This window comes from Klebsiella michiganensis (genome assembly GCF_002925905.1).
In the GTDB taxonomy this organism is placed as follows: domain Bacteria; phylum Pseudomonadota; class Gammaproteobacteria; order Enterobacterales; family Enterobacteriaceae; genus Klebsiella; species Klebsiella michiganensis.
Genome location: NZ_PRDB01000018.1, coordinates 16,244 through 42,773, shown reverse-complemented (window position 1 = coordinate 42,773; position 26,530 = coordinate 16,244). Strand labels below are relative to the sequence as shown.

General features: G+C 56.0%; 26 protein-coding genes and 1 pseudogene. 8 read left to right on the top strand and 19 right to left on the bottom strand.

The window, feature by feature from the left end:
* The 6 genes and pseudogenes from CDA56_RS26020 to CDA56_RS31580 form a co-directional block, all read right to left on the bottom strand.
* The coding region (locus CDA56_RS26020) for an OmpA family protein (RefSeq protein WP_104011460.1) at positions 1–1,638 on the bottom strand (1,638 nt) is incomplete at its 3' end.
* Entirely contained in the window at positions 1,635–2,300 is a 666-nt protein-coding gene (gene tssL, locus CDA56_RS26015; protein WP_014229072.1) for a type VI secretion system protein TssL, short form, read from the bottom strand. The genes tssL and CDA56_RS26020, both read right to left, overlap by 4 nt.
* A complete protein-coding gene (tssK, locus tag CDA56_RS26010; RefSeq protein ID WP_104011459.1) occupies positions 2,297–3,640 on the bottom strand; it encodes a type VI secretion system baseplate subunit TssK in 1,344 nt (447 codons plus the stop codon). The genes tssL and tssK overlap by 4 nt, the downstream gene beginning before the upstream one ends.
* A gap of 13 nt (positions 3,641–3,653) precedes the next feature.
* Positions 3,654–5,189, bottom strand: coding sequence for a type VI secretion system contractile sheath large subunit (gene tssC, locus CDA56_RS26005; RefSeq protein WP_025107033.1), 1,536 nt, complete (start codon positions 5,187–5,189; stop codon positions 3,654–3,656).
* A gap of 40 nt (positions 5,190–5,229) precedes the next feature.
* Positions 5,230–5,721 carry a type VI secretion system contractile sheath small subunit gene (tssB, locus tag CDA56_RS26000; protein ID WP_014229069.1) on the bottom strand — a complete coding sequence of 164 codons (492 nt, stop codon included), beginning with the start codon at positions 5,719–5,721 and terminating at the stop codon, positions 5,230–5,232.
* 610 nt (positions 5,722–6,331) lie between these two features.
* A pseudogene (locus CDA56_RS31580) lies at positions 6,332–6,484 on the bottom strand (NmrA family transcriptional regulator); the annotation flags it as partial.
* A gap of 69 nt (positions 6,485–6,553) precedes the next feature.
* Here CDA56_RS31580 and CDA56_RS25990 point away from each other — a divergent pair.
* Positions 6,554–7,117: a DJ-1/PfpI family protein gene (locus tag CDA56_RS25990; protein WP_103814057.1), complete on the top strand. Its 564-nt coding sequence runs from the start codon at positions 6,554–6,556 to the stop codon at positions 7,115–7,117.
* A gap of 278 nt (positions 7,118–7,395) precedes the next feature.
* Here CDA56_RS25990 and CDA56_RS25985 read toward each other — a convergent pair whose 3' ends face one another.
* The 6 genes from CDA56_RS25985 to CDA56_RS25960 all read right to left on the bottom strand — a co-directional run bounded on the left by CDA56_RS25985 (position 7,396) and on the right by CDA56_RS25960 (position 12,979).
* Positions 7,396–8,172: an ABC transporter ATP-binding protein gene (locus CDA56_RS25985; RefSeq protein WP_089046358.1), complete on the bottom strand. Its 777-nt coding sequence runs from the start codon at positions 8,170–8,172 to the stop codon at positions 7,396–7,398.
* On the bottom strand, positions 8,172–8,942 hold the full coding sequence (locus CDA56_RS25980; RefSeq protein ID WP_014229065.1) for an ABC transporter permease: 771 nt from the start codon (positions 8,940–8,942) through the stop codon (positions 8,172–8,174). Before CDA56_RS25980 ends, CDA56_RS25985 begins: the two co-directional genes overlap by 1 nt.
* The gene (locus CDA56_RS25975) at positions 8,939–9,946 is read right to left on the bottom strand and encodes a taurine ABC transporter substrate-binding protein (RefSeq protein WP_014229064.1); all 1,008 of its coding nucleotides are present in this window, start codon (positions 9,944–9,946) and stop codon (positions 8,939–8,941) included. The genes CDA56_RS25980 and CDA56_RS25975 overlap by 4 nt, the downstream gene beginning before the upstream one ends.
* A gap of 28 nt (positions 9,947–9,974) precedes the next feature.
* Entirely contained in the window at positions 9,975–10,694 is a 720-nt protein-coding gene (cuyB, locus tag CDA56_RS25970; protein ID WP_103814055.1) for a cysteate racemase, read from the bottom strand.
* Positions 10,691–11,704 carry a D-cysteate sulfo-lyase gene (gene cuyA, locus CDA56_RS25965; protein WP_048261889.1) on the bottom strand — a complete coding sequence of 338 codons (1,014 nt, stop codon included), beginning with the start codon at positions 11,702–11,704 and terminating at the stop codon, positions 10,691–10,693. Before cuyA ends, cuyB begins: the two co-directional genes overlap by 4 nt.
* A 252-nt stretch (positions 11,705–11,956) precedes the next feature.
* Complete coding sequence (locus CDA56_RS25960; protein WP_103814053.1) at positions 11,957–12,979, bottom strand: malate/lactate/ureidoglycolate dehydrogenase; 1,023 nt, start codon at positions 12,977–12,979, stop codon at positions 11,957–11,959.
* 242 nt (positions 12,980–13,221) lie between these two features.
* Between CDA56_RS25960 and CDA56_RS25955 the strand changes: the two genes are divergently transcribed.
* Genes CDA56_RS25955 through CDA56_RS25945 form a run of 3 tightly spaced genes read left to right on the top strand, consistent with a single transcriptional unit; the run spans position 13,222 to position 15,931 of the window.
* Entirely contained in the window at positions 13,222–14,229 is a 1,008-nt protein-coding gene (locus CDA56_RS25955) for an ABC transporter substrate-binding protein (RefSeq protein WP_049068962.1), read from the top strand.
* A gap of 21 nt (positions 14,230–14,250) precedes the next feature.
* A complete protein-coding gene (locus CDA56_RS25950; protein WP_025107026.1) occupies positions 14,251–15,093 on the top strand; it encodes an ABC transporter ATP-binding protein in 843 nt (280 codons plus the stop codon).
* Entirely contained in the window at positions 15,065–15,931 is an 867-nt protein-coding gene (locus tag CDA56_RS25945; protein ID WP_014229058.1) for an ABC transporter permease, read from the top strand. The genes CDA56_RS25950 and CDA56_RS25945 overlap by 29 nt, the downstream gene beginning before the upstream one ends.
* Before the next feature lie 190 nt (positions 15,932–16,121).
* Here CDA56_RS25945 and CDA56_RS25940 read toward each other — a convergent pair whose 3' ends face one another.
* From CDA56_RS25940 to epsC, 7 genes are all read right to left on the bottom strand, one after another.
* Entirely contained in the window at positions 16,122–17,600 is a 1,479-nt protein-coding gene (locus CDA56_RS25940) for a cysteine desulfurase (RefSeq protein ID WP_102802783.1), read from the bottom strand.
* The gene (locus CDA56_RS25935; protein WP_014229056.1) at positions 17,587–18,531 is read right to left on the bottom strand and encodes a family 2A encapsulin nanocompartment shell protein; all 945 of its coding nucleotides are present in this window, start codon (positions 18,529–18,531) and stop codon (positions 17,587–17,589) included. Before CDA56_RS25935 ends, CDA56_RS25940 begins: the two co-directional genes overlap by 14 nt.
* A gap of 37 nt (positions 18,532–18,568) precedes the next feature.
* A complete protein-coding gene (gene moeB / locus CDA56_RS25930; RefSeq protein WP_049084326.1) occupies positions 18,569–19,744 on the bottom strand; it encodes a molybdopterin-synthase adenylyltransferase MoeB in 1,176 nt (391 codons plus the stop codon).
* The gene (locus CDA56_RS25925) at positions 19,741–20,031 is read right to left on the bottom strand and encodes a MoaD/ThiS family protein (RefSeq protein ID WP_014229054.1); all 291 of its coding nucleotides are present in this window, start codon (positions 20,029–20,031) and stop codon (positions 19,741–19,743) included. The genes moeB and CDA56_RS25925 overlap by 4 nt, the downstream gene beginning before the upstream one ends.
* A 59-nt stretch (positions 20,032–20,090) precedes the next feature.
* Entirely contained in the window at positions 20,091–20,519 is a 429-nt protein-coding gene (locus tag CDA56_RS25920) for a M67 family metallopeptidase (protein ID WP_102802784.1), read from the bottom strand.
* Complete coding sequence (locus CDA56_RS25915; RefSeq protein WP_014229052.1) at positions 20,512–21,417, bottom strand: PLP-dependent cysteine synthase family protein; 906 nt, start codon at positions 21,415–21,417, stop codon at positions 20,512–20,514. Before CDA56_RS25915 ends, CDA56_RS25920 begins: the two co-directional genes overlap by 8 nt.
* 67 nt (positions 21,418–21,484) lie before the next feature.
* Complete coding sequence (gene epsC, locus CDA56_RS25910) at positions 21,485–22,441, bottom strand: serine O-acetyltransferase EpsC (RefSeq protein WP_014229051.1); 957 nt, start codon at positions 22,439–22,441, stop codon at positions 21,485–21,487.
* Between the two features lie 378 nt (positions 22,442–22,819).
* Between epsC and CDA56_RS25905 the strand changes: the two genes are divergently transcribed.
* From CDA56_RS25905 to CDA56_RS25890, 4 genes are all read left to right on the top strand, one after another.
* A complete protein-coding gene (locus tag CDA56_RS25905) occupies positions 22,820–23,605 on the top strand; it encodes an HAD-IIB family hydrolase (protein ID WP_102802785.1) in 786 nt (261 codons plus the stop codon).
* Positions 23,606–24,156: 551 nt separating this feature from the next.
* Positions 24,157–24,852 (top strand): amino acid ABC transporter permease, encoded by a 696-nt coding sequence (locus tag CDA56_RS25900; RefSeq protein ID WP_014229048.1) that lies wholly within the window; start codon positions 24,157–24,159, stop codon positions 24,850–24,852.
* Positions 24,830–25,582, top strand: a complete 753-nt coding sequence (locus tag CDA56_RS25895) for an amino acid ABC transporter ATP-binding protein (RefSeq protein ID WP_025107019.1) — start codon at positions 24,830–24,832, stop codon at positions 25,580–25,582. Before CDA56_RS25900 ends, CDA56_RS25895 begins: the two co-directional genes overlap by 23 nt.
* 39 nt (positions 25,583–25,621) lie before the next feature.
* On the top strand, positions 25,622–26,392 hold the full coding sequence (locus CDA56_RS25890) for an amino acid ABC transporter substrate-binding protein (protein WP_014229046.1): 771 nt from the start codon (positions 25,622–25,624) through the stop codon (positions 26,390–26,392).
* The last annotated feature ends 138 nt before the right edge of the window (positions 26,393–26,530 follow it).

Here is a 26,530-nt window from a genome sequence, read left to right as displayed (position 1 = left end):
GCAGGCATTCGCCTGCGGCACCAGACTGATTTCGACACGGCGGTTCAGCGCCCGGCCTTCGGCCGTGTCGTTGGGGGCAACGGGTCGGCTCTCGCCGTAGCCCTGCACCGCAAAACAGCTCTCCGGCACGTCGCCGGTGTCGCGCATCCAGTCGCGCACCGATTCGGCACGCTTAAGCGAAAGTATCTGGTTGGATTTATCGTCGCCGGTGCTGTCGGTATGGCCCGCCACCACAATCAGCCAGCCGGGCTTCGCTTTAATGCCGACCAGCGAGTTCACCAGCAGCTTTGTCGAGCCGGGCTTCAGCGCCCACCTGCCGGTGTCGAACAGCGACATGCTGTCGAGGCGGATGATTTTCGGCGCGGTTTTCTCGGCAGGCTTCAGTGGCGGAGGCGCCGGGACATAGGAACGAATGGCGTCCAGCACCGGCATGCGCAAATGCTCCCCGTGATACAGGCCGAGCCCCATTTCCAGCGGTTCACCGTGGCGCGCCCACCGATCCAGCTGCAGCGCATCCCCGCGCAGGATCTGCACGGCGCGGGCTTTCGGGGCGTAGTCATCCATCGCAATCTGCGCGTAATGCTGAATATCGAACCCCACCCGCTGCAGCAGCTGGCGGTTGTTCCACGCGCTGGCGCACAGTGCGATGATGGCGGCAAGGGTGAACAGGCAGAATGCCCGCCGTAAAGTTCTGCTGAGCGGCGCCACGCCGGCGCCCAGTGGCAACAGCGGCAGAATAAAATTCGGCAGCGTGACATCCGCTGATGAGGGATTGGGCTGCCAGCCGGGCAGCGAATTCAGGGCGGTATGTTGAGACAACCAGCGCTGCCACAGGCTATCAGCCAGAACCGGCGCCCCCGAAGGCGTCATGTGATATACCACCATCGCCGGGTCCGCCGGAGGCATATCGTCCGACGCCGCCGTCAGCGCGGCCATCATTGTTTGTTCAGTCAGGCGAACCAGCGTATTCATCCTCACCTGCGCAGCCAGGCGGTCCGTCCCGTCCTTTTGCGCCAGCCATGTCCCGGTGCTGCACGGCACATCGTCCGCCAGCCATACCTGCATGGCCTCCCCGGCCTGCGCTGTCTGCCACAGCGGTTGTGGAACAGACGCCCCCGCCACCTTACTGTTCAACAGTAAAGGCACCGCCCGGCGGCAATCGCTCCGCACCTGGCTCAGCTGCCAGCGCAGCTCATAAAGCCCGGCCGCCAGCGCCGCCTCATCACGATGCAGCTGCGGACAGACGCTGACCATCACCGCCAGCTGCGATACGAGGTCCGGGCGTTTCCACAGAAGAATACGTACCGTCTGCTGCAGTTCAGCCGTCGGGACGTTTAACCAGCAGCCCCGTGCCGTGCGGTAAACTGGCCCGCTCTCCGGCCACCCAGCAATATCGCCGCAGACCAGCACCACCGGCAGGCGATACGGCGCGTCCGGTATCTCATCCAGCCAGGCGTTATCTACCAGCGGATCTTCCCGCCTGCGCCCGGCGAAAATCAGCCCGGCGATAACGGCGGCCAGTATCAGCGCAGCGGCCAGAATCCGCCCGCCGGAGGCCAGCGGCAGAAACAGCAGGCAGAGCAGCAGCGCCAGGATCCCGCCCCAGAGCCATAACAGGCGCAAATAGCGCACGTTCATTTCCCGGCCCCCGGCAGCAGGGTTGCAATCAGGGAATCAAGCCAGTGGTTCAGACCCCACCACAGCGCGGCGATCGCTACCAGCGACAGCCCGATGCAAACCGGCCAGCGACGTAACCCGTCCGCCAGGCCGCTGCGCCCGGAGATACCCGCCAGTACGGGACGGCTCTGGTCCGTTTCAAACGGCGGCACGCGCTCGGTCAGTACCCGAACAAGCTGGTCACGAGCCGGTTCATTCAGGGCATAACACCCTTTAAAGCCGAGCATCAGCACCCGGTGGAAACAGGTCAGCACCGCCATATCCGGCGCGGGCTCGCGCAGAACCTGACGCATCCGTTCATACAACGCGTCTCCGGCGTCCAGAGCACCAAAGTATTTCGCCTGCAGCGGACGGTCATACCAGACGATGCAGGCATCATCCTCGCCTTCGCGTCCTTTGGCGGTCTCATCCAGCAGCGCACACCAGGCGTAAAGAATATGCCGACGGCTCGCCTCGCTGACGTCCGCAGCCTCAAGCTTCGCCATCACCTGTTCAATATGATCTACACAATGTCGCCACAGGCGGTCGCCCTCCCCGTCGGCCAGTCTTGCGCCGAACCGCAGTTCCGTCACCGTCAGCCACGCGTCCGCCATCAGGGCGTCGATATTTATGTCCTGTTTCATGAGCGCAGCACCGCAAACAGTTCAAGTTCCGGATCGCCCAGCAGACCGGGGACGTAAAAGACACAACTGCCTTCCAGCAGCATCGCCCGCGCCGCCGGATGGGCCATATCAAGGGTGAAATACTGGTTTTCCAGGCGCAGCGGGATAGCCGCAGGGACGTGGCTCATCGCGCGCAAAGGAATGCCGGGCTGCGAACCGTTGACCACCCTGTCGACTTCATCCGGGCTACCCGCTTTGCACTGAAGCGGAAACTGCTCCAGCAGTTGCGCTACCGGCAGCGGCGAGCGTACCGAGAGATAAAAATCCGCCTCTTCACGCAGTCTCGGATCGTGGAGACGGGCGTGCCAGCGCTTGCGCCGTTCATCGCGGACCATGTCAATCGCCACAACCCGGGATGGCAGGCTGGCTTCCAGCAGCACACCCAGCAGGTCAAACAACGGCGGGAAGACCGCCGTTAGCTGCTCATGACGATAGGCCGGAATATCGGCGGTGGTGTGATCAAGAGAAAACGTCAGCAGGCTGCCTGCAAGACCGGCCAGCGCCTGATAAAGCCGCTCCGGGTGCACCTGCGGATAGCGCACAAAATAGCTGAGCACCGGCTCCGCGCTGTTGAGCGCATTCAGCAGCCAGAACAGCGACACGTCCGCCACCGCGAAGTCGGCCATTCGTTCGTTGCTCTCCCGACGCATAGACATCAGGCGCTGCAGGCGCGCGCGTAGCTGACCCGTCAGATATTCGGTCTGCTCCGTTAGCCAGCGGCTGGCCTGCACGTTCAGCAGCGGCGGGATAAACGACGCGTCCTGCGACCAGTCTCCCTGGCTGTCGCGCTTAAGACGGGCCACGGCGACGGTCTGGTAATTGCCGTTGTCGTTATCCTCTGTACGCAGCGTCAGTTCCGGCTGCATTACCGCAATCTGGCGGCTGTCATCCCCATAGCGGTTACGCACCTCCCGCCAGGCCAGACGCCAGCGCACAGGACGCTCCGCTTTCTGCTCCGGTTGCAGGCAGTTGCCGCCGTTTTCATACTCATGGGGCAACGCCAAAACCACCGTCAGTTCGTGGCTTTCTGTTTCCGGTAAGGTCATCACGGGCGGCAACGCATCGGCGTTATCGCTATCAGTGAGCGTTCCGTCGGCGAAACGCACACACAGGTGGTCGGCCTTCAGTTTCCCCTGCTTCAGCAGCGCGGCGTCAAAAGCCGTCCGCGCAACCCCCCAGGGATGTATTGCTCCCAGTCGGGCGACACACTCGGTGTGCCAGGCCGCTTGCGCGGCCTCCTGCTGAAAATGTTGAGGGGAAACCATCTGGCCCCGCCCCCACAGCGGTCGTACTGTTTTCATCCCTGCCCCCGCCTTACGCTTTCGCTTTCGGCATCTGGCTGACCAGCGACAGGTTCACGTCCATCCCTTCCACCTGGAAATGCGGCACCGCGTACAGCTTCACGCGGAAGAAGCCCGGATTGTCCTCGATATCTTCCACCACCACCTTCGCGTCGCGCAGCGGGTGTGAGGCCTGCAGCTCGTCGCCCGGGTCGGTCATTTCCGTCACCAGACCGCGCACCCAGGTGTTGAGCTCCAGCTCCAGCAGGCGGCGATCCTTGGTGGTACCGATGTTTTCACGCTGAACGAGCTTCAGGTAGTGCGCAATACGCGACAGCAGGAAGATATACGGCAGGCGCGCGTTGATGCGGCTGTTGGCGGTGGCGTCGGCGGTGTCGTACAGCGCCGGCTTCTGGGCCGAGTTGGCCGAGAAGAAGCAGGCGTAGTCGCGGTTTTTGTAGTACGACAGCGGGATAAAGCCGAGGCTGGCGAACTCAAACTCGCGGGTTTCCGGGATCATCACCTCCGACGGGATCTTCACCTGGTTGCCGGTGCCCAGATCGTAGAGGTGGATCGGCAGATCTTTCACCGCTCCGCCCGCCTGCGGGCCACGGATCTGCACGCACCAGCCGTTATTAATAAAGCTTTTCACCATGTTGGACGCGAAGGAGAACGAGGCGCTGGTCCACAGGTATTTCTCGTGGTCCGGGCCTTTCACCTGCTCGACGTAGTTGAAGCTGCGCACCGGCACGGTGTCCGGTCCATACGGCAGGCGGCCCAGCACGCGCGGCATCACCAGGCCGATATAGCGCGCGTCGTCGGTGTCGCGGAAGGATTTCCATTTGATGTACTCGGCGCGGTCGAAGTAGTTGCCGATATCCTTGATGGCGGCAACCTCTTCCATGGACTCTTTCAGAAAGAAGGCCGGACCCACGGCGCCGATAAACGGCATATGGGCCGCGGCGGAGACGCCGGAGATGCTGCGCAGCAGCGCCACGTCCTGCGGGCTGGCGTCGAACTCATACGCGGAGATCACCGAGCCAATCGGCTCGCCGCCCGGGGTGTCGTACTCGGCGGTGTAGGTGTGCCAGTAGAGGCCGCTCTGAATCAGCTCCGGCGCGTCTTCGAAGTCCTGGCGCAGATCGTCTTTGGAGACGTCCAGAATTTCGGTTTTGACGTTCTGGCGGTAGTCAGTGCTGTCCACCAGCTGCTTCAGGCCGCGCCACAGGGATTCCACCTTCTGGAACTCAGGATGGTGCATCACCGCGTCCAGCTGGCGGCTGATTTGATAGTCCAGCTCCGCGATGTGGTGGTCAATCAGGGTCTTGTCGAGCTTCTCCACGGTCTTTCCGGACTGACGGATGCAGTCCATAAATACCTGCATCGCCGCCGTCAGTCGTTCGCCCGCCGGGGCGTCGGACAGCGCGGCATCATCCAGAAAGTCGTTAATATCGCCCAGGCGGGACGCCGGGGTCAGGTTGATTTTGTCAAACAGGGAGGCGTAAACGCTCTCTTTTTCCAGTACAGCGGTCTGCCCCTGCGCGGGGGCGGTTTCAGTATTTACAGACATCAGCATATTCCCGGTTAATCCATTAAATAACGCACGCCGTTTATTTCGGGGCCAGCGCGCTCATTTCGTCGCGTAATTCCTGCGTCAGCGCCGGGTCTTTCAGGATTTTCTCAAGCTCTTTTCTGAAAGTGGCGTTATCAAGCAGGTTGGATTTGAGGTCGCGTAATAAATTCCGCATCGCCAGCATGGCGCGGAGCTGGGGGATCTGGCGGGCCACCTGCTCCGGTTCGAAATCTTTCATATCGGCGAAGCGGAGCTGAATATTTTCTTCGGCGCTATCGCCGGCCAGCGTGTTCTGTACCGTGAGGCTGATTTCCGGGCTGAATTCCGAAAGTACGCTGTTGAAGTTATTTTTATTGACGTTGATTTTTGCTCTTTCCGATAATGGCCGGTCTTCTTTGCCATTACTGAAATCACCGATGGTGAGGAGTTTCAGCGGCAGCTCGACTTTCTTCTGCGCGCCTCCTGTGTGCAGAGCCAGCTTTAAATTAATGCGTGCCTTGGGCACCTCATTCTGGAACGTATCAGCCATAGCAGTCCCTTCCCGTGAGGAATAATGTGTTAAAGATAACGGTGTGTGATGACCCGGATATAGTAGAGCAAAGCGCCAAAAAATATCAACCTGCCGGTTGCAAAGTCCATTATAAGACTTTCCTCAGGCATCCTAAGGCAAATGTAAAAATGAAACGCATCAGACAAACAAAGCCGGTATGTAATAACAACCATTTGCTTACAATAAAGGCAGAAAGTATACCTCATGCAGCAATATGAATTAAATTCACATCTGAATACACAGGGTTGATTGATGCAAATCAATATGCAGGTAAACACTTATCATTCCGGATACTGAAAAGAACACGAACAGGGGGCGTAAGAAATAAATTATTTTTTATCGTTTACTGGCCATGAAAAGCCCAGTGCCGGGCATGGATATGGTTATAATTAATGGCTGACAAGATTAATATAAAACTCACAAATAATATTTTTCAGATATCCGGTATCGATGGTTAAACCGGACAACATATAGATTCGCGCTGAGCGTAAAAGAAATAGCGGTATTTCATTCAGCAGATATATTAAAACAGAGCTTACAATAATACCTCTCGCTCATTAATTCCTGCCTGGCGCCGGGAAAAACGGGTTTACCGCGTAAAGGCCCGGCCGGCAGAGATTGCCAGCGCCCGTTCGAAAGCGACGCGCCCTGTTCCCGCCAGCCAGGACTCAATGGATTGCAGCGGCGGATTCATTTGCCGCATCGCCGCCAGATCGGCATGCCCCGCCAGCCGTCCGTCATCCCCAGGTTCGCATTCCCTCTCCCGCCAGGCTATATCTTAGACACCTTTCTTCATACAGGAGTGAATAAGATGGGCAAAAAGATTCTGATGCTGGTGGGCGATTACGCCGAAGATTACGAAACTATGGTGCCGTTTCAGGCATTACAAATGATCGGTCATCAGGTTGATGCGGTCTGTCCAGATAAAACAAAAGGCGACCTCATTATGACCGCGATCCATGATTTTGATGGCGCCCAGACCTACAGCGAGAAACCCGGGCACCGCTTTGTTCTCAACGCCGATTTTACAACGGTGAAAGAACAGGATTACGACGCACTGTTAATCCCCGGCGGCCGGGCGCCAGAATATCTGCGCCTGAATGCGCAAGTGCTTAAACTGGTGCAGGCATTTGACGCAGCGCGTAAACCTATTGCTGCCGTTTGCCACGGCCCTCAGCTGTTGGCAGCTGCGGGGGTATTAAAAGGCCGCACCTGCAGCGCCTATCCGGCCTGCGCGCCGGAAGTGCGGCTCAGCGGCGGACATTTTGCCGACATCGGTATCGATCAGGCGCATGTGGATGGCAATCTGGTGACCGCCCCCGCCTGGCCCGCTCATCCGCAATGGCTGGCGAAATTTGCCGAATTGTTGCAGTAGCAAACCTGACAAATATAAAAGGCCGGAACGGATCATCGGGGATTACCGTCTGAAGGCGATGCTGGCGCTAAAAATCGCGCCAGCATCGGTTTTAATGGCAGTTAAAAAAGATTATCGGCAATGCTGTAAGCTCAGCTTTTGGGGGAGACGGTGCAGACTTTCGCCGAAGCAGGGCCAGACGCGATCGCTGCCTGTCTGGTCATTCGATATGACCAGAACAACCGGGAACCACGATATGATAAGTTCGGAAATAACCCCTTTGCTTGCTGCAGCCGTTTTCAACCTAAATGGCGTTTAGCCTCCTTACGCACCCGGTGCAGTACATGATGTTTGATCCCGCTGTAATCCGGGTGTTCAGACAGATTCTCGATATCACGTTCCCGGCCAAAAGGCAGGGCGATCTCCTCAACAATTTTTCCTGGGTTTGCTGACATAATCAGAATGCGATCGGCGAGGAATAGCGCCTCTTCCACGTCGTGAGTGACAAAAAGCAGAGTGGTGCCGGTATTGAGCCAGGCCTCACGCAGCAGTTCCTGCATCATCAGACGGGTTTGCGCATCGAGCGCGCCGAAGGGTTCATCCAGTAACAGCACATCCGGGCCGGGTAGCCAGGCACGCGCCAGCGCTACCCGCTGTTTCATACCGCCTGAAAGCTGCCAGGGCGAATGGTGCTCAAAGCCTTGCAGGCCAACGAGTCCAAGCCATTCCATCGCACGGGCGTTAATTTCATCTTTGCGATGCTTACCCAGCCGAGGACCAAAGGTGACGTTATCCAGTACCGATAGCCACGGAAAGAGGTTAGGCTGCTGGAAGATCATTCCGCGATCCGGCCCCGGCTGGCGGACCGGTTTCCCCCCCGCCACCACGCGCCCCCGATCCGGTTTGTTAAACCCGGCGACCAGGTTAAGAATAGTGGACTTACCGCAGCCGGAAGGCCCCAGTAACACCACAAATTCCCCTTTGTGGAGCGACAGGCTGATATCTTCCAGCACCGTGAACGGCTGTGGCTTCGCCGTAAAGGCGAGCGATACGTTTTCCAGCGTGATAGCACTCATTATTCTTTCCCCGCCCAGGGTACAAACAGGCGCTGCAGCCCCAGCAGCAGTAAATCCAGCGCGTAGCCAATGCCACCCAGTAGCAAAATGCCAAGCATGACGATATCGGTGCGTAAATAGGAGCTGGCGTTAATGACCATCCAACCCAGCCCCGAACTGGCAGCGACCATCTCCGCCGCGATAAGCGACGTCCAGCCAATACCAATCGACAGCCTGACGGTGGTGAACAGTTCCGGTAACGTATCCGGTAACACCACGCGCAAAAAGATCTGTTTGCGTGAAGCACCAAGCGTTTGCGCCACACGAATGCGCGAACGACCAATACGCTCTACCGCAGCAGATGCCCCCACCACCACGCTAAGGAAAGTGGCAATAAAGATGAGAAAGAACTTCGAGGCCTCACCAATCCCCAGCCAGACGACCGCCAGCGGAATAAGGGCAATTTTGGGCAGCGGGCGCAAAAACTGCACAAACGGATTCAGCACCGCCGCCAGACCTTCCGACAGCCCCATCAATAATCCCAGAGGAATACCGATGATGATTGCCACAGAAAAAGCGCTTAACGCACGTGCCAGGCTGACGGCAACATGCTCCCACAGCGGCACCTGACGATAACCATCCGCCAGCAACTCTTCGGTCGTCAGGCCTATATCCGTTAGCGATGGCAGCAGCAGCGGATCAACCCATTGCCGCGAGGCCGCCACCTGCCAGACGATAAAGAAAACAGTGACCGAAACGACGCTGATGGCAATGTGATAACTCAATCTCATTGCGCGGCTACCGCTGCGTCACGGATATAACGGGAGTTAATGGCGCTGTCCCAGCTGGCCGGGATATCACGTTGGCGAATCTCGCCGATATCAGCAAGGAAGTGAGAGGTTTTGGTCAGCGCTTTCCCAATCCCGCTGTCGGTGGTTTGCGTACCGTTCCCCAACCATTGCGCCGTACCCTGCTGGCTCAGCGTGGGATATTCCAGCCCACCCAACGTATTGACGGCGGTCGTCACCGGCGCGCCCACCTCTTTCGCAACAATGGCCGCCGCGCGCTCCGGGTCTTTCTTAAACTCATCGACTTTTTGCTGATGAACACGCAGAAACGCGCTGACGGTTTGCGGATACTGCTCAGCAAAAGCTTTACGCACAACGTAGTTGTTATAAATCAGGTAGCCATCTTTTTGCAGATCTTTGGTTGCGAACACCTGATGCCCGCCAGAAGTCTCCAGTTCCTGAGCAAACGGCGCCCAGACATAGCCCGCGTCGATATCACCGCGTTTCCAGGCTGCGACCATTTCCGCCGGACGCAGCGGCAATAACGTTATTTTACTGCGGTCGAGATGGTTAACGCTGATAGCGGCCTCAAGCGCATATTGCGCCGTCGAGTTTGGCGGATAGGCTACGCGTTTACCCTCAATATCTTTAATGCTGGCAATACCGTCTTTACCAATTAAACGCTCGTAGCTGGCAATCACGCCAGAGACGCCGATAATTTCCACCGGCAGTTTTCTGACAATGCCTGCCGTTGCCGGGCTGGATCCAAAATTAGCAATATCAATCGCATTGCTGGCAAAGTAATTTAACGCATCAGCACCGGACGCAAATTGCACCCATTTCACCTTGCTGTTGAGTGCCTTATCCAAAGAACCATCGGCCTTAGCCAGCATCAGCACCTGAGAACCGCCGCTATATGCCACCCGAACTTCCGCTGGCGTTTCGGCAAAGCTGCTATTAACCCACAGGCCACCCGCTGCAAGTAAGACACAGAGACTTTTATTCATTTAATTTATCCTTTAAATAACAACGTTTTTAATGCCATGTCTCGCGTTGCGCCAGCCATAGCCGGGCACACTGCCGGGCGAGCGCTTCTGCGGGATCAATTGACACGGCCAGATGCGGTGAGGTCACCTCAGCCAGCGCAACCGGCACTTCTGTACAGGCCAGCACCAGCCGCTCTGCGCCACGATCGCGCAATGCCTGGGCCTGTAGACTCAGCAGTTCTCCGCCGGTACGCAGTTCGCCGCGTTTTACCGCATAGCATCCCGGCACAAACCACTGCCGCAGTTCTTCTTGCGTCGGCTGTACGCTTTCGATCCCCATCGCGGTAAATCCGTGCTGAAACCAACCGGCATCCAGCGTGCCCTGGGTAGCAATAATCCCGACCCGCCGGGGTTTCTCTTTCCCGTCGAATAGCGCCAGCGTGGCGTCCACAATATGCAGCAACGGTGCGTCGCTATGCTGCGCCAGCGCCTCATACCAGTGGTGCGCCGTATTACAAGCAATGGCAATATGACTGACGCCCACGCGGTTCAGCTGTTCCACACCGTACAACAACTGCGGCAGCGGGGATGGCCCCGTTCCCGCCAGCGCCCGCTGGCGATCCGCAATTTGCGGCACATTCCATACCACATGGGGAATTTGCTGTTGGTCGCTGCTGGCGGGCGTTGCCCGCAGCAATTTATGCATCAGATCCAGCGTCGCCAGCGGCCCCATGCCGCCAAGAATTCCCAGCAGAAATGGTGTACTCATGATGGCAAAGAATCGGCGATGACCTGACGGTAGCCAAACAGACCTGCGCTTCCCCCCGTATGGATAAACACCACATTCTCATCCCTGCGGAAATGACCTTTACGGATCAGATCAATCAATCCGGCCATGCCTTTTCCGGAATAGACGGGGTCGAGCAGAATCCCCTCGTGCTGCGCCAGCAACTGCAGCGCCTCAAGCATCCCTTCGGTGGGCAAGCCATAGCCTTCGCCGACATAATCACCGTTCGCCACCACCGCCTCACGCGGCAATTCACCCGGTACACCGAGCAGTTCCCGCGTCTGCTGCGCCAGACGCCAGACGTTGTGCTCCTGTTTTTCGCGCGGAGCGCGGACGCTAATCCCGAGGAGAGGAATACCGCTGTGCGTGGCAGTTAAGCCCGCAATCAGGCCAGCCTGTGTACCTGCGCTACCGGTGGCATGAACGATATGATCGATGCGCAGCCGTAGCTGGCTGGACTGCCAAAGCAGTTCTTCCGCGCAGGAGACGTAGCCCAGCGCGCCGATAGCGTTCGAGCCTCCACCGGGGATGACATAAGGGGTGTGGCCCCTGGCTCGCAGGCTTTCCGCGTGTTGTTCCATTGCCTGCTGCATATCCGTACCGCCGGGAAGATGAGCGATAATTTTGCCCCCGAGCAAACCGTCCAGCAGCACATTGCCGGATTGCTGATACTCATCACCCAGCGTCGTGACGCGTTGTTCGAGAAAAATATGCGTTTCCAGACCCAGTCTGGCTGCCGCCGCGACGGTCTGACGCACATGGTTAGACTGCGTGGCGCCCTGGGTAATGATAATATCCGCCTGTTTTGCCTGGGCATCGCCCAGCAAAAACTCAAGTTTGCGGGTTTTATTGCCGCCAGTGGCGAGGCCTGTGCAATCGTCTCGTTTTATCCAGATATTTGGCCCCTCCAGCAATCGTGAAAGCTGCGTGAGAGGCTCCAGAGGGGTCGGGAAGTGGCCAAAATGAAGCCGGGGGAAACGCGCCAGATGCATAATAACTCCTGTAAAAAATGACTACGCAGCAAATTAAAATTTGGCCGCGAGGATAAAAGGTTCATACAATATTAAGTATGACTATATTTATTTTCTCACTGATGACTTACCAAGTTTTTCAGCTATGGTTATGAGGAAAAAAGATAAAAAATAGTGCTTTTATTTATTTTGTTCATCAGCACTAATTAACCGGACATAATACCAACGCTTTGAACAGATAACCCAAAGACGTATTTAACCAGGCAGACAACCTCAGGTATTTAATGCTTCCAGGGCGACAAACGCCTGCCAGCTCACCTCATCGATCCAGATACCCTCTTGCTGGCGGCGGGTATACGCGCGCAATTCCGGCTCTCCGGGGATCTGCACATTGCGCCCTTCCTGCCCGCTACGCACCCAGTCCACCTGCGCTAATAGCGCCTGCTGGTAACTCTCCTGCGCCCCCAGCCGCGCAGGATCAAATAAAATCGACAGCATATTGTTGATGATTCCGGCACGTGGCGGAATTTGCTGGCTTTCGGTTTCGCCGCCGGTCAGCGCAGCGCCGAGTAGACTACAAATCAGCGACAATCCTGCGCCTTTATGCCCGCCAAAAGGCAGCAAGGCACCGAACGGTTCCGTCATTAATACCGCAGGGTCGGTGGTGGGTTGTCCGTTCGCATCTACCGCACATCCTTCAGGGATGGCTCGCCCTTCATTCCATGCGATGCGCGCTTTATTGCCTGCTATGGCGCTGGTGGCGAAATCAAGGATAACCGGGGGCCGGTTCGCGAGCGGTACCCCGACACAAAAAGGATTTGTGCCGAGTCGGGCACCGAGTCCATCGAAAGGCAGTACGACCGACGGCGCTGCCACGTTGGCAAAATGGAGCGAGACCAGTCCGGCGTCCGCCGCCTGTTCCGCCCATGCGCCGATTCGTCCAAGATGGTGGGTATTAGACAATCCGATTATTGCCACCCCAAACTCGCGCGCACGCTCAATACCCACGGCCATAGCCTGTTCGCCCAACGCCTGGCCGAAGCCGTGTCCGCCATCAAAAGAGACGATCGGTCCGGCATCAGACAACATGGTGAGCGTGGCGCCAGGGTTCAAATCCCCTGCCAGAATGGCCCGAATATAGCGCGGTAACAGGGTCACGCCATGAGAGTCGTGGCCTTTTAGTGAGGCCTCGACAAGGTTATCCGCGACCTTTTGAGCGATATCAGGTCCGGTGCCAACCCTTACCAGATGGCGCTGCAAAAGCGAACGTAAGTGATGATCCGAAAATAAAGGCATGATGAGGCTCGCAATGACTGCCCCTACATTGACAAGGGCTATTTAAAAGATGAACCCGACTATACTGAGAATATATTTATGACCTAAACATGAATAATGACTAAGCTTTTCCACCTGGTAAATAACAAGCCACAAATATCGTTATTCATTTCTCTGATATTCATTTTCATTTAAATCACTTCCTTTCCCGCTCGCCTCTGCCCATGATTTTTGGCTGAGAAACACCTTTCTGGGAAACTGAAATGAATAAAACAAGCAGAATACTCGCCTGTACGCTGGCGCTTTCCGCCCTGGGCGGGATAAGCCAGCCGGCATTAGCGGAAGGAAACATTAGTATCGCGCAGCAATTTGGCATCGGCTATTTAATTCTTGATGTGGTACGTGACCAACAGCTTATCGAAAAAGAGGGTCAGAAAGAGGGGCTGGATATAAAAGTAGAGTGGCGCACCATTTCCGGAGTGACCGGGATGAATGAGGCTCTGCTCTCTGGCGCTCTGGACGTTGCGTCAGCGGGTGTTCCTCCCGTACTCACCCTATGGGATCGCACCAAAGGTAAGCAAAATGTGAAAGCGATTGCCTCGCTGGGGTCGATGCCCAATTATTTGTTGAGTAATAATCCGGCGGTAAAAAGCATTAAAGATCTGTCCGCAAAAGATCGGATCGCCGTACCGGCAGCAGGCGTCGGTTTTCAGTCTCGTACATTACAAATCGAGACCGCGAAATTATATGGTGACGGGGACTTCAAACGCTTCGATAAAATTAGCGTCAGTTTACCGCATCCGGACGCCAGCGCGGCATTAATTGCCGGCGGCTCGGAGATTACCACCCACTTCTCAAGCCCGCCCTTCCAGTATCAGGCGCTGGAACATAAAAACGTGCATAAAGTGCTCAGCTCCTATGACGTACTGGGGGGACAGGCAACCTTTAATGTTCTCTATACCACCCAGAAATTCCATGATGAAAACCCCAGAACCTATAAAGCGTTTTATCGCGCGCTCAGCGAAGCCGCAAGTATTATTAACCGTGACAAAAATGCCGCTGCCGAAACTTACATTCGCGTTGAGAAATCGCGGCTGCCTTTACCGCTGGTACAAAAAATTGTTAACGATCCCGAAATAAGCTTTACGGTTTCCCCTGAACGTACTGGCGTATATGCCGAAAAACTCCATGAGCTTGGGATACTGAAAAATAAGGCCGACTCGTGGAAAGATTATTTTTTTAACGAAGCATGGGAAAACCCCGGCAGCTAAACCGCGATACTGGAGGCTATGATGGTCAATCAGCAAATTGATGGCCCGCTGCTGCAGGTCAGCCATGTCGATATTGAATACCGCACGCGTGAACGCCGGGTACGCGCGACGCACGATGTCAGTTTTGATGTCTGGCCTGGGGACCGCTTTATTCTGCTTGGCCCCTCAGGCTGCGGAAAATCGAGCCTGTTGAAAGCCGCAGGCGGTTTTATTGCCCCGCGCAGCGGTCAAATTTCGCTTGCAGGGACGCCAGTTAGCGCCCCCGCTCCGGACCGCATGATGGTATTCCAGGAGTTCGACCAGTTGCCGCCGTGGAAAACGGTGCTGGAAAACGTCATGTTTCCTCTGCTCGCCAGCCGCAAAGCCAGCCGTTCACAGGCAAAAGAGACGGCGCTGCATTTTCTTCACAAAGTCGGTCTGGCGGAATTTGCTGACGCGATGCCCCATACGCTCTCCGGCGGCATGAAGCAGCGCGTCGCCATCGCCCGTGCGCTGGCGATGAAACCGCGCATCCTGCTGATGGACGAACCCTTCGCCGCCCTGGATGCGCTGACGCGGCGCACGATGCAGGAAGAGTTGCTGACGCTCTGGGAAGAAGAGCGCTTTACGCTGCTTTTCGTCACCCACTCGATTGAAGAGGCGCTGGTCGTAGGCAGCCGTATTGTGGTGCTTTCGCCGCATCCAGGACGCGTCCGGGCAGAGCTTAATTGTCATCAGTTCACGCTTAATGATTTCGGCAGCGAGGCGTTTCAACACGCGGCTCGTCATATTCACCATCTGTTATTCCCGACGACCGGCAACGGTCCGTCTCACTCATCCGGCGAGGAGCCAGCGTATGTCCCAGCCACCGTACATTCGTCCTGAATTCGAACGCGAATTACCGCCGCTACGTAATCTGCCGGTAGAAACGCCGCTACCCTTAAGCCAGCGCCTGTGGAATCAGGCATGGCTGCGTAAGTCTGTGATTGTCGCCCTGGTGCTGGCGCTATGGGAGATCGCCGCGCGAATACAGCAAAACGATCTGATGCTGCCCGGGGTATTTCAGACGCTGCAGGCGTTCAGTGAAGACCTGCGCAATGGCGAACTGCCGGAAAAAATCGTCAATTCACTCAGTACCCTACTGAAAGGATATCTGGCGGGCAGCGCGCTGGCGCTGATTGCCAGCGCCCTGGCAGTGACCACGCAGTTTGGTCGCGATCTGCTCAGCACATTAACCGCGATGCTCAATCCACTGCCGGCAATTGCGCTGCTGCCGCTGGCTCTGCTGTGGTTTGGCCTGGGAAATGCCAGCCTGATATTTGTACTGATACATTCCGTCATGTGGCCCATCGCTCTGAATACCTGGTCCGGATTTAGCAGCGTGCCGGAAACGCTGCGCATGGCCGGGCGCAACTATGGCCTCCGTGGGCCACGCTATGTGATCACGATTCTTATTCCGGCATCGTTGCCCGCCATCCTTTCCGGTTTGAAAATAGGCTGGGCTTTCGCCTGGCGAACGCTGATTGCCGCCGAACTGGTATTCGGCGCCTCCAGCGGCGAAGGGGGTCTGGGCTGGTATATATTCCAGAATCGCAATGAGCTGTTCACCGACCGGGTATTTGCAGGGCTGTTAACGGTCATCGCGATTGGTCTGCTGGTGGAAGGCATCGTATTCGCCAGTCTGGAAAAGATCACAATTAAGCGCTGGGGGATGCAGCGTTAACCCCACATTCATTCAGGCAGCTACTGCCCCCCCATTAAAACGTCCGCTGGCGCCTTTCAGGCTGGCTCGCCGTGTTGCCGAAGTCGCGGCAACACGCCTTATCCTTACCACGATATGATAAAAGCCCGCGGGGAAATCAGCGGGCTTGTGGGATTGTCGTCATGGTCCATCCCTGGCGCGCTTGACACCGCTATCGCGAAGCAAACCTTGCGACATGCTCTGCGAGAAAATCAATTTCCTGCGGCGTATTATAAAAAGCCAGCGAAGGCCGGACGGTACTCTCATAACCAAAATGGCGCAGGATCGGTTGCGCGCAGTGATGTCCGGATCGCACGGCAATGCCGACCTGACTGAGATAGCGCCCCACGGCTGCATTTTCATGACCCGCCAGCACGAAAGATAAGACGCTGGTTTTGTTCGCCGCGGTACCGACCAGCGTCAGGCCCGGAATAGCCGACAGCTTCGCGATGCCATACTCCAGTAAGGCGTGCTCATACTGCGCAATGTTTTCTATCCCCAGCGAGGTGACATAATCGATAGCCGCCCCCAGCCCGACGGCATCGGCAATATTGCCCGTCCCTGCCTCAAACTTATTCGGCGAGGGCTGATAGCGCGTCAGTTCAAAGGTCACGTCGGCAATCATGTTCCCGCCGCCCTGGTAAGGGCGCGCCTCTTCCAGCACCTCCTGCTTGCCATAGACCACGCCGATCCCGGTCGGCCCAAAAATTTTATGGCCGGAGAAGACGAAGAAATCGGCATCCAGCGCCGTCACGTTGGTCGGGATATGCGAAATAGACTGCGCGCCGTCGATGGCAATGCGCACCCCAAAACGATGGGCGATCTGCACCAGCTCCTGAACCGGCGTGACGGTACCCAGCGCGTTAGAAACGTGGGTCGCGGAGACAAAGCGGGTCTTATCGTTGAACAACCGGATATATTCCTCAACGATCAGCTGACCGTGCTCATCAACCGGCGCAACGCGGATCGTCGCGCCCGTTTCCTGGGCAATAAGCTGCCACGGTACAATATTGGCGTGATGCTCAAGCAACGTCAGGATAATTTCATCCCCCGGTCGTAATAGCGGCTTCACGTAGCTGTGCGCTATCAGATTGAGCCCTTCCGTGGTACCGCGCACGAAGATGATATTTTCCGGGCCGCGGGCGCCGATAAAACGCGACACTTTCTCACGCGCGGCTTCATAAGCATCGGTGGAACGAGCGGCAAGCGTATGCGCCGCCCGATGAACGTTCGAATTCTCATGTAAATAATAGTGGCTGATACGATCGATAACCTGCTTCGGGCGCTGGGTCGTCGCGGCATTATCCAGCCACACCAGCGGATGTCCGTCCACCTGTTCGCTAAGGATCGGAAAATCAGCGCGGATGCGTTCCACCGGGATCTGTCCAACCCGCGCCGGCGGCGCCGTTTTTACGCTGGAAGAGGGTAAAGGCGCGAATCCGCGAGGCGCTATATCCGCCCTGCTCTCCTGGCCCAATGGCAGCACCCGCGGCGCGTAAGCGGCTTCGGTCGCACGCGGGCGTGCGGGCGCATCGTCAGGCAGCCCCTGCAGATCGCGCGCGTCGGGCAGACCATAATCACGCGCGGAGGGCGCGTCGCCCGCCCATCCGCCGGGCGCATAGGGAAGCGTGAATAAATTACTCGTAGTCATAATATTCACCCACTTCAACATCCTCCAGCACGGCAATGGCGTCATCGGCCAGGATCGCAGCGGAGCAATAAAGTGAGAGTAAATAGGAAGCCACGCCGTTATCGTCGATCCCCCGGAAGCGCACCGACAAACCGCGAGACTGTTCGTTTGGCAGCCCTTCCTGATAAAGTCCCAGCACGCCGCGTTTGCTTTCACCGGAACGAATCAACAGGATATTGGTTTTTCCGCCCTGGCCTTTCGGGTTTTTCAGACCATCGACAAACAGCTTGTCGGAAGGGATCAGCGGAATACCGCGCCACAGGATAAACGTGCCCCCATGCAAATTCACGGTGACCGGCGGCACGCCGCGTCGCGTGGCCTCACGCTGAAATGCGGCAATCGCGCGCGGATGGGCCAGAAAGAAGGAGGGCTCCTTCCAGACTTTGGACAACAGCTCATCCAGGTCATCCGGCGTTGGACGGCCATTGCGGGTCTGAATACGCTGCGAGTCGTCGATATTTTTCAGCAATCCATATTCATCGTTATTGATCAGCTGACTTTCCTGGCGCTCGCGCAGGCTTTCAATCGCCAGCGCGATTTGCTCTGAGGCCTGGTCGTAGGGCGAGCTGTAGAGATCGGCGATTTTGGTATCGACGTTTATAATGGTCGTAATCGAATCCAGCTGGTATTCACGCGGCGTGGTCTGATACTCGATATAGCCCTGGGGTATTTCAACGCGCGACGGATCCTGGCTGCATAATACATCCAGCGGCGTCTCCCCCTCCACGACCTTGTTCACCCGGTAAATCCCCGATTCCAGGCCCTTATAATCGAGAAAACGGCTGACCCAGCGCGGGGTGATTGCCGCAAATTGCGGTGCCGTTTTGGTCACGTTCGCTAACTGATACGCGGCTTCACGCCCCAGTGCATTAATGCCTTTTTGTTCTGCCATAATGATTCCTTAGTGTTTGAAAGAGTGGAGCTGAAGGTTAGTACTGCGGCAAACGGGTATCGACATCCCGTGCCCAGGCGTTTAGGCCATCTTTTAAATTCATCACGCGCCCCTGATAACCTGCGCGCTGGAGTGCCCGAATGGCGAAAATACTGCGCTGCCCTATCTTGCACAGAAATACCGCATCGACCGTCGGGTCGAATTCACCGATACGTCTGACTATCTGGCCCAGCGGCATCACTTTTGCCTGCGGAAATTTTGCAATCGCCCTTTCGTGGGGTTCACGAATGTCGATCAGCTGCAGGGGTCTTCCCTCCTCTATCCAGGCGTGAAGCTCAAGCGCCGTGACGCTTTCAACCGGAACTTCTGCTTCATCAGGTTTCAGCCCGCAAAACTCCTCGTAGTCGATGAGCGCATGAATCGAGGGATGCTCACCGCATACCGGGCAGTCGGGAGCCCTCTCCAGCCGCAGCTCGCGTTGCTTCATCTGCCACACATCGAAGAGCAACAGGCGGCCAATCAGGCTCTCGCTGCCGCCGACGATAAGTTTGATCGCTTCCGCCGCCTGAATGGTGCCGATAATCCCCGGCAGCACGCCGACAACGCCGCCTTCGGCACAGGAAGGTACCAGCCCCGGCGGCGGGGGCTCGGGATAAAGACACCGGTAGCACGGTCCTTCCCCGGCATAAAAGACGCTGGCCTGCCCTTCGAACTGAAAAATGGAGCCATAGACCAGCGGTTTACCCAGCAAAACGCAGGCGTCGTTGATCAGATAACGGGTGGGATAATTATCCGTACCGTCGACGACGAGGTCATATTCACCAATAATTTCGAGCGCGTTTTTGCTGCTCAGGGTGGTGTTATAGGTCACCACCTGTATCTCGGGGTTGATGGCTTTAATCTTGTCTTTCGCCGAAGCCACTTTGGGTCGGTTGATATCTTTGGTGCTGTGAATGATCTGCCTTTGCAAGTTGGAGACGTCGACAAAATCAAAATCGACAATCCCCAGCTTACCGACCCCCGCCGCAGCCAGATAAAGCGCCACCGGCGCCCCCAACCCGCCGGTGCCGATAAGCAATACGCGGGCGGCCTTCAGCCGCTTTTGCCCCTCAAGCCCGACTTCCGGCAGCAGCAGATGGCGGCTATAGCGGGCAATTTCCGCATGCGTCAGCTCCGTCAGACGGTCATCCGGGATAATGCTCGGTCTGCTCATATCGCCTTCCCGACGCCGCCGGCAATGGCGGGAACCAGCAGCACTTCCGCCCCATCGCTAACCGGAGTCTCCAGCCCGCCGGTGGTTTTAATGTTGTTCTCTCCCACGTACAGATTGATGAAACTGCGCAGCGCGCCCGTATCGTCATACAGATGCGGCTGAATGTCAGGAAATCGCTCCGCCAGCGCTGCCACCAGCTGCCCAACGGTGTGGCCTTCGAGGATCACTTTCCCCTGACCGTCGGTGAAGGCGCGTAGCGCAGTGGGAATCAGTAATGTCGATGCCATAGTGGTAATCTCTCCGTGTTTTGTTCTGGTTTCCGGCAACGTTGTGCCCGTTATTCACGTTATAAAACGATCTGCACGTCCTCCTGCAAAAAGCGCTGGCGGTCCTGGGTCAGCCGCCAGCTGGTCAGTGCCCCCGCCTGGCGCTGCGCGACCGCCACGATGATATAGGCGTAAAACGGCAGCGCATGTTCGCGATCAAATTCAGATGGAATGGCCGGGTGATCGGGGTGCGAATGGTAATAGCCGATCACGTCCACATCCTGAGCCAGCGCAGCGCGTTCCGCCCGCAGGGAGTCATCGGCGGTGATGACAAAACGGTGGTACTGCTCCTCCGACTCGCGAGCATTAACAATGGGGAAAATCGCCGTCACGCGGGCATCGCCCTGCGCGGAAAAGTGGCCAAAGAGCGCACCGCAGCATTCGTTGGGATAGGCCTTTTCCCCTTCAGCGCCAATCAGCCTGGTGATTTCTTGAGTCAATTCAATCATGGGTTTCATTCCAGAAAGCGTCAGTCAGATAACGCGAGCCGACATCACACAGCAGCGTGACCACCACCGATCCCGCCGGCAGCGTGCGGGCCAGCCGCGCGGCGGCGGCGACATTAGCGCCAGAGGAAATGCCGACAAAAATGCCGTCCCGCCGGGCGAGGCGCCGCGTGCTCGCATAAGCCTCCTCGGTGGTGACGGGAATAACGTCGTCGAACAGGGTTTCGTCGAGAATGCCAGGTTTAATGCTGCTCCCCATATGCTTGGTCCCTTCAATGCCGTGGAATGGCGAAGCGGGCTGTACGGCGAGCGTTTTCACGCGCGGATTTTCATATTTAAGCCGCCGCGCGGTGCCGACGAAGCTGCCGGAGGTGCCCATACCGGCAACAAAATGGGTGATCTGTTGCCCGCTCTGCTCCCAAATCTCTTTTCCGGTCGTTGCGAAATGCGTATTCGGATTGACGGGGTTGTTATATTGGTCCGGATAAAAATAACGTTCCGGATGCGCAGCAACTTGTGCCTGAACTTCAATATAGGCGCCGTCAGAACCTTCCAGCGGATCGGTCTCCACAATCGTGGCGCCATAATGACGAATAATACGTTTGCGCTCCGGGCTGGTATTCTGCGGCAGATATAGCCGGACGTGATATCCCAGCGCCGCGCCAATCATCGCGTAGGCAATGCCGGTATTACCGCTGGTCGCATCAATAATCGTTTTACCCGGCGTTAATAACCCTCGAGCAATCCCGTCCAGCACCATCGCTTTCGCCGCGCGGTCTTTCACCGAGCCACTGGGGTTCATAAACTCTGCTTTTGCCAGCAGCGTTACGCCAGGTAGCTCGGCGGCAAAAGAGGGTAACGTGATTAACGGCGTAGCGCCGATCGTTTCAAGTAAATTCATAATGATTATCACGCTGTTATTTTATTTATTCCGATGCGCTGGTCATTTCATTTTATTATCGGCGGAATTAAATTCCGTCACCGTCGCTGAAATGTTTTTGCTGTACCCGGGCCTGCTGCACATGACTATCCGGCGGAACATCACGGGTCAGCCATATATTTCCGCCAATGCTGGAACGCGCGCCGATAGTAATTCGCCCTAATATTGTTGCGCCGGCGTAAATAACGACATCATCTTCAATGATTGGATGGCGAGGATAGTTTTTTTGCAACTGCCCGTCATCGCCGGCAATAAATCGTTTGGCCCCAAGGGTAACCGCCTGGTAAATACGCACGCGTTTACCGACGATGGCCGTTTCACCAATCACCACGCCGGTTCCGTGATCGATAAAGAATCCGTCATCAATCTGCGCGCCGGGATGAATATCTATTCCGGTCTGGCTGTGCGCTTTTTCAGATATCATTCGCGCCAGCAGAGGCAGACCGAGCTGATGCAGCTCGTGGGCAAGACGATAGTGCATAACGGCGTGAATTCCCGGATAGCAGAGCAGCACCTCATCCATGCTGCGCGCGGAAGGATCTCCCTGATACGCCGCGAGGATATCGCGATCGAGACGCTGGCGGATGACCGGCAAACGGTTGGCAAACTGCTGAACCCGCCTGACCGCCTCCTGCGACAGCGTGTGACTCGCATCCTGCTCATCTGACTGATAATAAAGTTCCAGGACCGCTTCTTCAGTCAATCGGTCAAGCGAGGTGCCTAGTAAATGACCGACGTAATAATCTTCGCCCTCTTTGCGTAATTCAATATCACCTAATCGCATCGGATAAAGCACTTTTATCAAGGTATCGGTGACTGAATTAACGCTTTCCCGGGAAGGTAAACTACGTTTATTACGATAATTATTTTTCGCATGTTCATCGCGCCACGCCTGACGAACGCGACGGAGTTCATCGACGACATTATTTAAATGCCAGTTATTTTCTCTTTTCGGCATGAGATACAATTCACCCGCTTCCGGCATAATAATATCCTTCTTAAAATCGCATCGATAAATCTTTTTTGCGTCACCTCACTTTTATGCATTACCCACATTAAAAACAAATAACCATATAGACTTTGAATAGCTAAAAAGAGTAAATACTTTTAAATCAACACATTCGACAATCAACCGCACCCGGCGAATACGATCGATGCGTCCCCCCCTCGCCAGAGCGGCTCGTTCGCGATGGTACGAAAATGAGGCGGGGTGAAAAAGGGAGTCATTAACGCCACCGTTCAGTTGGACAATGAGGGAAAATTTATAGCGAATTTATTGCAAAGCATAACTGATTTTTAGCTATTGATTATGAGGAATTAACGTAACATTTCCGTTATTAAATCATGATGTTTAAGGTTCCCTATGCGCGCTTTATCCGATGCTCCCGCTAATGAATTCGAGCCAGTACGTTTTGTCCTCACCGATATGGATGAAACGCTCACCTGGCAGGGCCGTTTGTCGGCCGCCGCCTATACCTCGCTTGAACAATTGCAGTCCGCCGGGATACGGGTGATCCCGGTCACCGCCGCGCCGGCGGGCTGGTGCGATCAGATGGCGCGGATGTGGCCTGTTGACGGCGTCATTGGCGAAAACGGCGGGCTTTTTTTCCGCCGCACCGCGGACGGGCATGGCATCGAGCATCATTACTGGCACGCGGAAGACGCCACGGCATCCGTCGCCGCCCGGCTGCGGACCATCGCCGACCGGGTCCTGGCAGCGCTACCGGAAGCCCGTCTGGCGGACGATCAGCCCTTCCGCCTGACCAGCCTGGCCTTCGCGCGGCCTGCCGACCCGGTACTGGAGCGCCGCATCGTCAACACGCTGCGGCAGGCGGGTGCCGACGCTACCGTCAACAATCTGTGGGTGCTGGGCTGGCTGGGTGGCTACGACAAGCTGACCATGACGCGCCGTACTCTGGCTCAGCACTACGGCGTCGATATCAATCGGGAGCGGGAAGCTATTCTCTACAGCGGCGATTCAACCAACGACGCGCCGATGTTCGCTTTTTTCAAACACACGGTAGGCGTCAGCACCGTCCGGCAGTATCTGGATCAACTCCCCGTTGCCCCCCGCTGGGTAACGCTCGGCCCCGGCGGCGCGGGGTTCGTGGAGATGGCGCAGGCGGTATTCGGCCAAAAATCCCTCTGAAAGCAGCAGCTTATCCACCAGCTTAACGATTCCCCGGCGCCCTGGTTTTTCTCTCTGGCTTTCAGAAAATGTTGCAGCGGTTGCCTGACGTTCGCAGGCAGCCGGTTCCCATCAGTGCTTCGTTATGTACACATCCCATAACACCATGTCTTATATTAGTTTTTTCTTACTGATAAAAACCAATACCGTCATTTTTACCGTATGCAAAAAAGTTTTCCGTTTGCTGATCTCGCGACGTTTCCAACGAAACACTTTTGTTCATAGAAACAGCGTCTGGACGTTTCCATTTCATGCCAAATCGATCAAAAATGGTGCATTAATGGCAAAATTTCACGTAAATGATGCAATAAAACGGCAGGTAACGACGGCGGGTTTGCATCAAAAAAGAGTGGCTTAGCTTTTTTCTATATAACGTTATTCGTATATATTTGTTTTCGCACACGGCGCAAAGAATATAATTCTCACTAATCCGGCCCCCAAATAATTAAGCCGGGCTAATAAAATATTCCGCCAGCAATTTCTGGCAAGATGCTATGTCCGGAAGGTGTGCAGTGCCAACATGGTTACCCTTAGCGATTGATTCTTTCTGGCCAATGCTTTCCGCGGGGCTGAAATTCACCATTCCCTTAACGCTGATCTCTTTTATTCTTGGGCTGTCGCTCGGGTTTGCGGTGGCACTTTTGCGTCTGTACGGCCCGGCCTTTTTAAAGCCGGTGATACGGTTTTACGTCTGGCTGATTCGCGGTACACCGCTGCTGGTGCAGCTATTTTTGATTTTCTACGCGTTGCCGAGCGCTGGGCTAACCATTGATGCCTTCCCTGCGGCGGTGATTGGCTTTACCGTCAATATTGGTGCGTATACCTCAGAAGTGATCAGGGCAACGCTGCTGGCCGTGCCGAAAGGGCAATGGGAAGCTGCCCATTCCATCAGCATGACATGGGCGCAGTCGCTGCGTCGTATTATTCTGCCGCAGGCCGCGCGCATCGCCGTGCCGCCGCTCTCTAACACCTTTATTTCACTGGTAAAAGATACTTCGCTGGCGTCGGTGATCACCGTACCGGAGATGTTTCTTGCCGCGCAGCAAATTGCGGCAGTGACCTATGAACCGCTGATTCTGTACAGCGAAGCGGCGATTATTTATCTGTTCTTCAGTTCGGTGTTATCGCATTTGCAAGAGAAGCTGGAGCGGAAATTAGCGGGTACGACAGTAAAAGGTCAGGTCAATGATAACGCTCTCCAGCATTGAAAAAAGTTTCGACGGCAGCCGGGTGCTGAAGAACATCAATTTAACGATTGAAGAAGGCACGGTAACCACGCTGATTGGCCCTTCAGGCAGCGGGAAAAGCACCTTATTGCGCTGCATTAATTTGCTGGAAATTCCTCAGTCCGGGGAGCTGACCATCGGCAAAGAGCGCATCACATTCGCGCCGGACACGCGGATAAAAGGCCAGGATATTCGTCGTATCAGCCGCCAGACCGGCATGGTGTTTCAGAACTTCGCGCTGTTTCCGCATATGACCGCCCTCGACAACATCACCGAAGGGCTGATTACGGTGCATAAATGGGATCGCGAACGCGCCCGCCGCCGTGGTGAAGAGCTGCTGGATAAAGTCGGCATGCTGCACAAATGCAACGCCCTGCCGAATACGCTCTCTGGCGGCCAGCAGCAGCGCGTGGCGATTGCCCGCGCGCTGGCGCCGTCACCGGCGGTGCTGCTGTGCGATGAACCGACTTCCGCACTCGATCCTGAGCTCTCCGGCGAAGTGGTGGCCGTGCTGCGCCAGCTGGCGCTGGAAGGAACAACCATGATCATGGCGACCCATGATTTGCGTCTGGCGGCGAATATCGCCAGCCAGGTGGTGTTTCTGGAAGCCGGGGAAATTGTTGAGTCCGGCTCCGCTAACGATTTGTTTTTACACGCGAAGAGACCCCGAACTGCGGAGTTTATCGCCTCTTTAAGCACCGCGCTCCCGTAATCCGGGGCGAGTTAATAAAAACAACATAGGGTAATGCAGATGAAAGCACTCGCAACATTAGTCGTCGCCGGGATTATGCAGCTTGGTTTTGCCCACGCAGCGCTGGCGCAGGATGATTTGGCAAAGATTCAGTCCGCTGGCGTACTGAAAATCGGTACTGAAGGTACCTATCCGCCGTTCACTTTCCACAATGCTTCCGGCACGCTGGAGGGTTTTGACGTAGAGATTGGCCGTGAAATCGCCAAACGCCTGAAAGTGAGCCCGCAGTTCGTAGAAGGGAAATGGGACGGCCTGATCGCCGGTGTCGATGCGAGCCGTTACGACGTGGTGATTAACCAGGTCGGCATTACGCCAGAACGCCAGAAGAAATTCGACTTCTCCGAGCCGTATATCGCGTCTAAAGCGGTGCTGATCGTCAATGACAAAAGCAGCATTAAAAGTTTTGAAGATCTGAAAGGCAAAAAATCGGCCCACACGCTGACCAGTAACTATGCGCAGATCGCGCGTAAATACGGGGCGGATATCGTGCCGACCGATGGCTTTAACCAATCTGTGGATTTAGTGGTGCAGGGTCGTGCCGACGCGACCATCAACGACAACCTGTCGTTCCTCGACTTCAAAAAACATAAACCGGATGCGCCAGTGAAAATTGTCGCAACCCAGTCTGACGCGGAGAAATCCGGCGTGTTGCTGCGCAAAAACAACCCGCAGCTGAAAGCGGCGATTGATAAAGCGCTGGAAGAGATCAAGGCCGACGGCACCTACGAACGTATTTCCCAGAAATACTTCGGTGCGGACGTGTCGAAGTAATTTTTAACCCCGCGGTAAAAGAGAACCGTAAGCCCGGATCGGGTTTACGGTTTTTTTATCATCACAAGACTGTAAAATGCGCTAGCTACGCTTTCTGCGAAATGTTTCTTCAACTGACCGGGAACGCCTTTACAGACT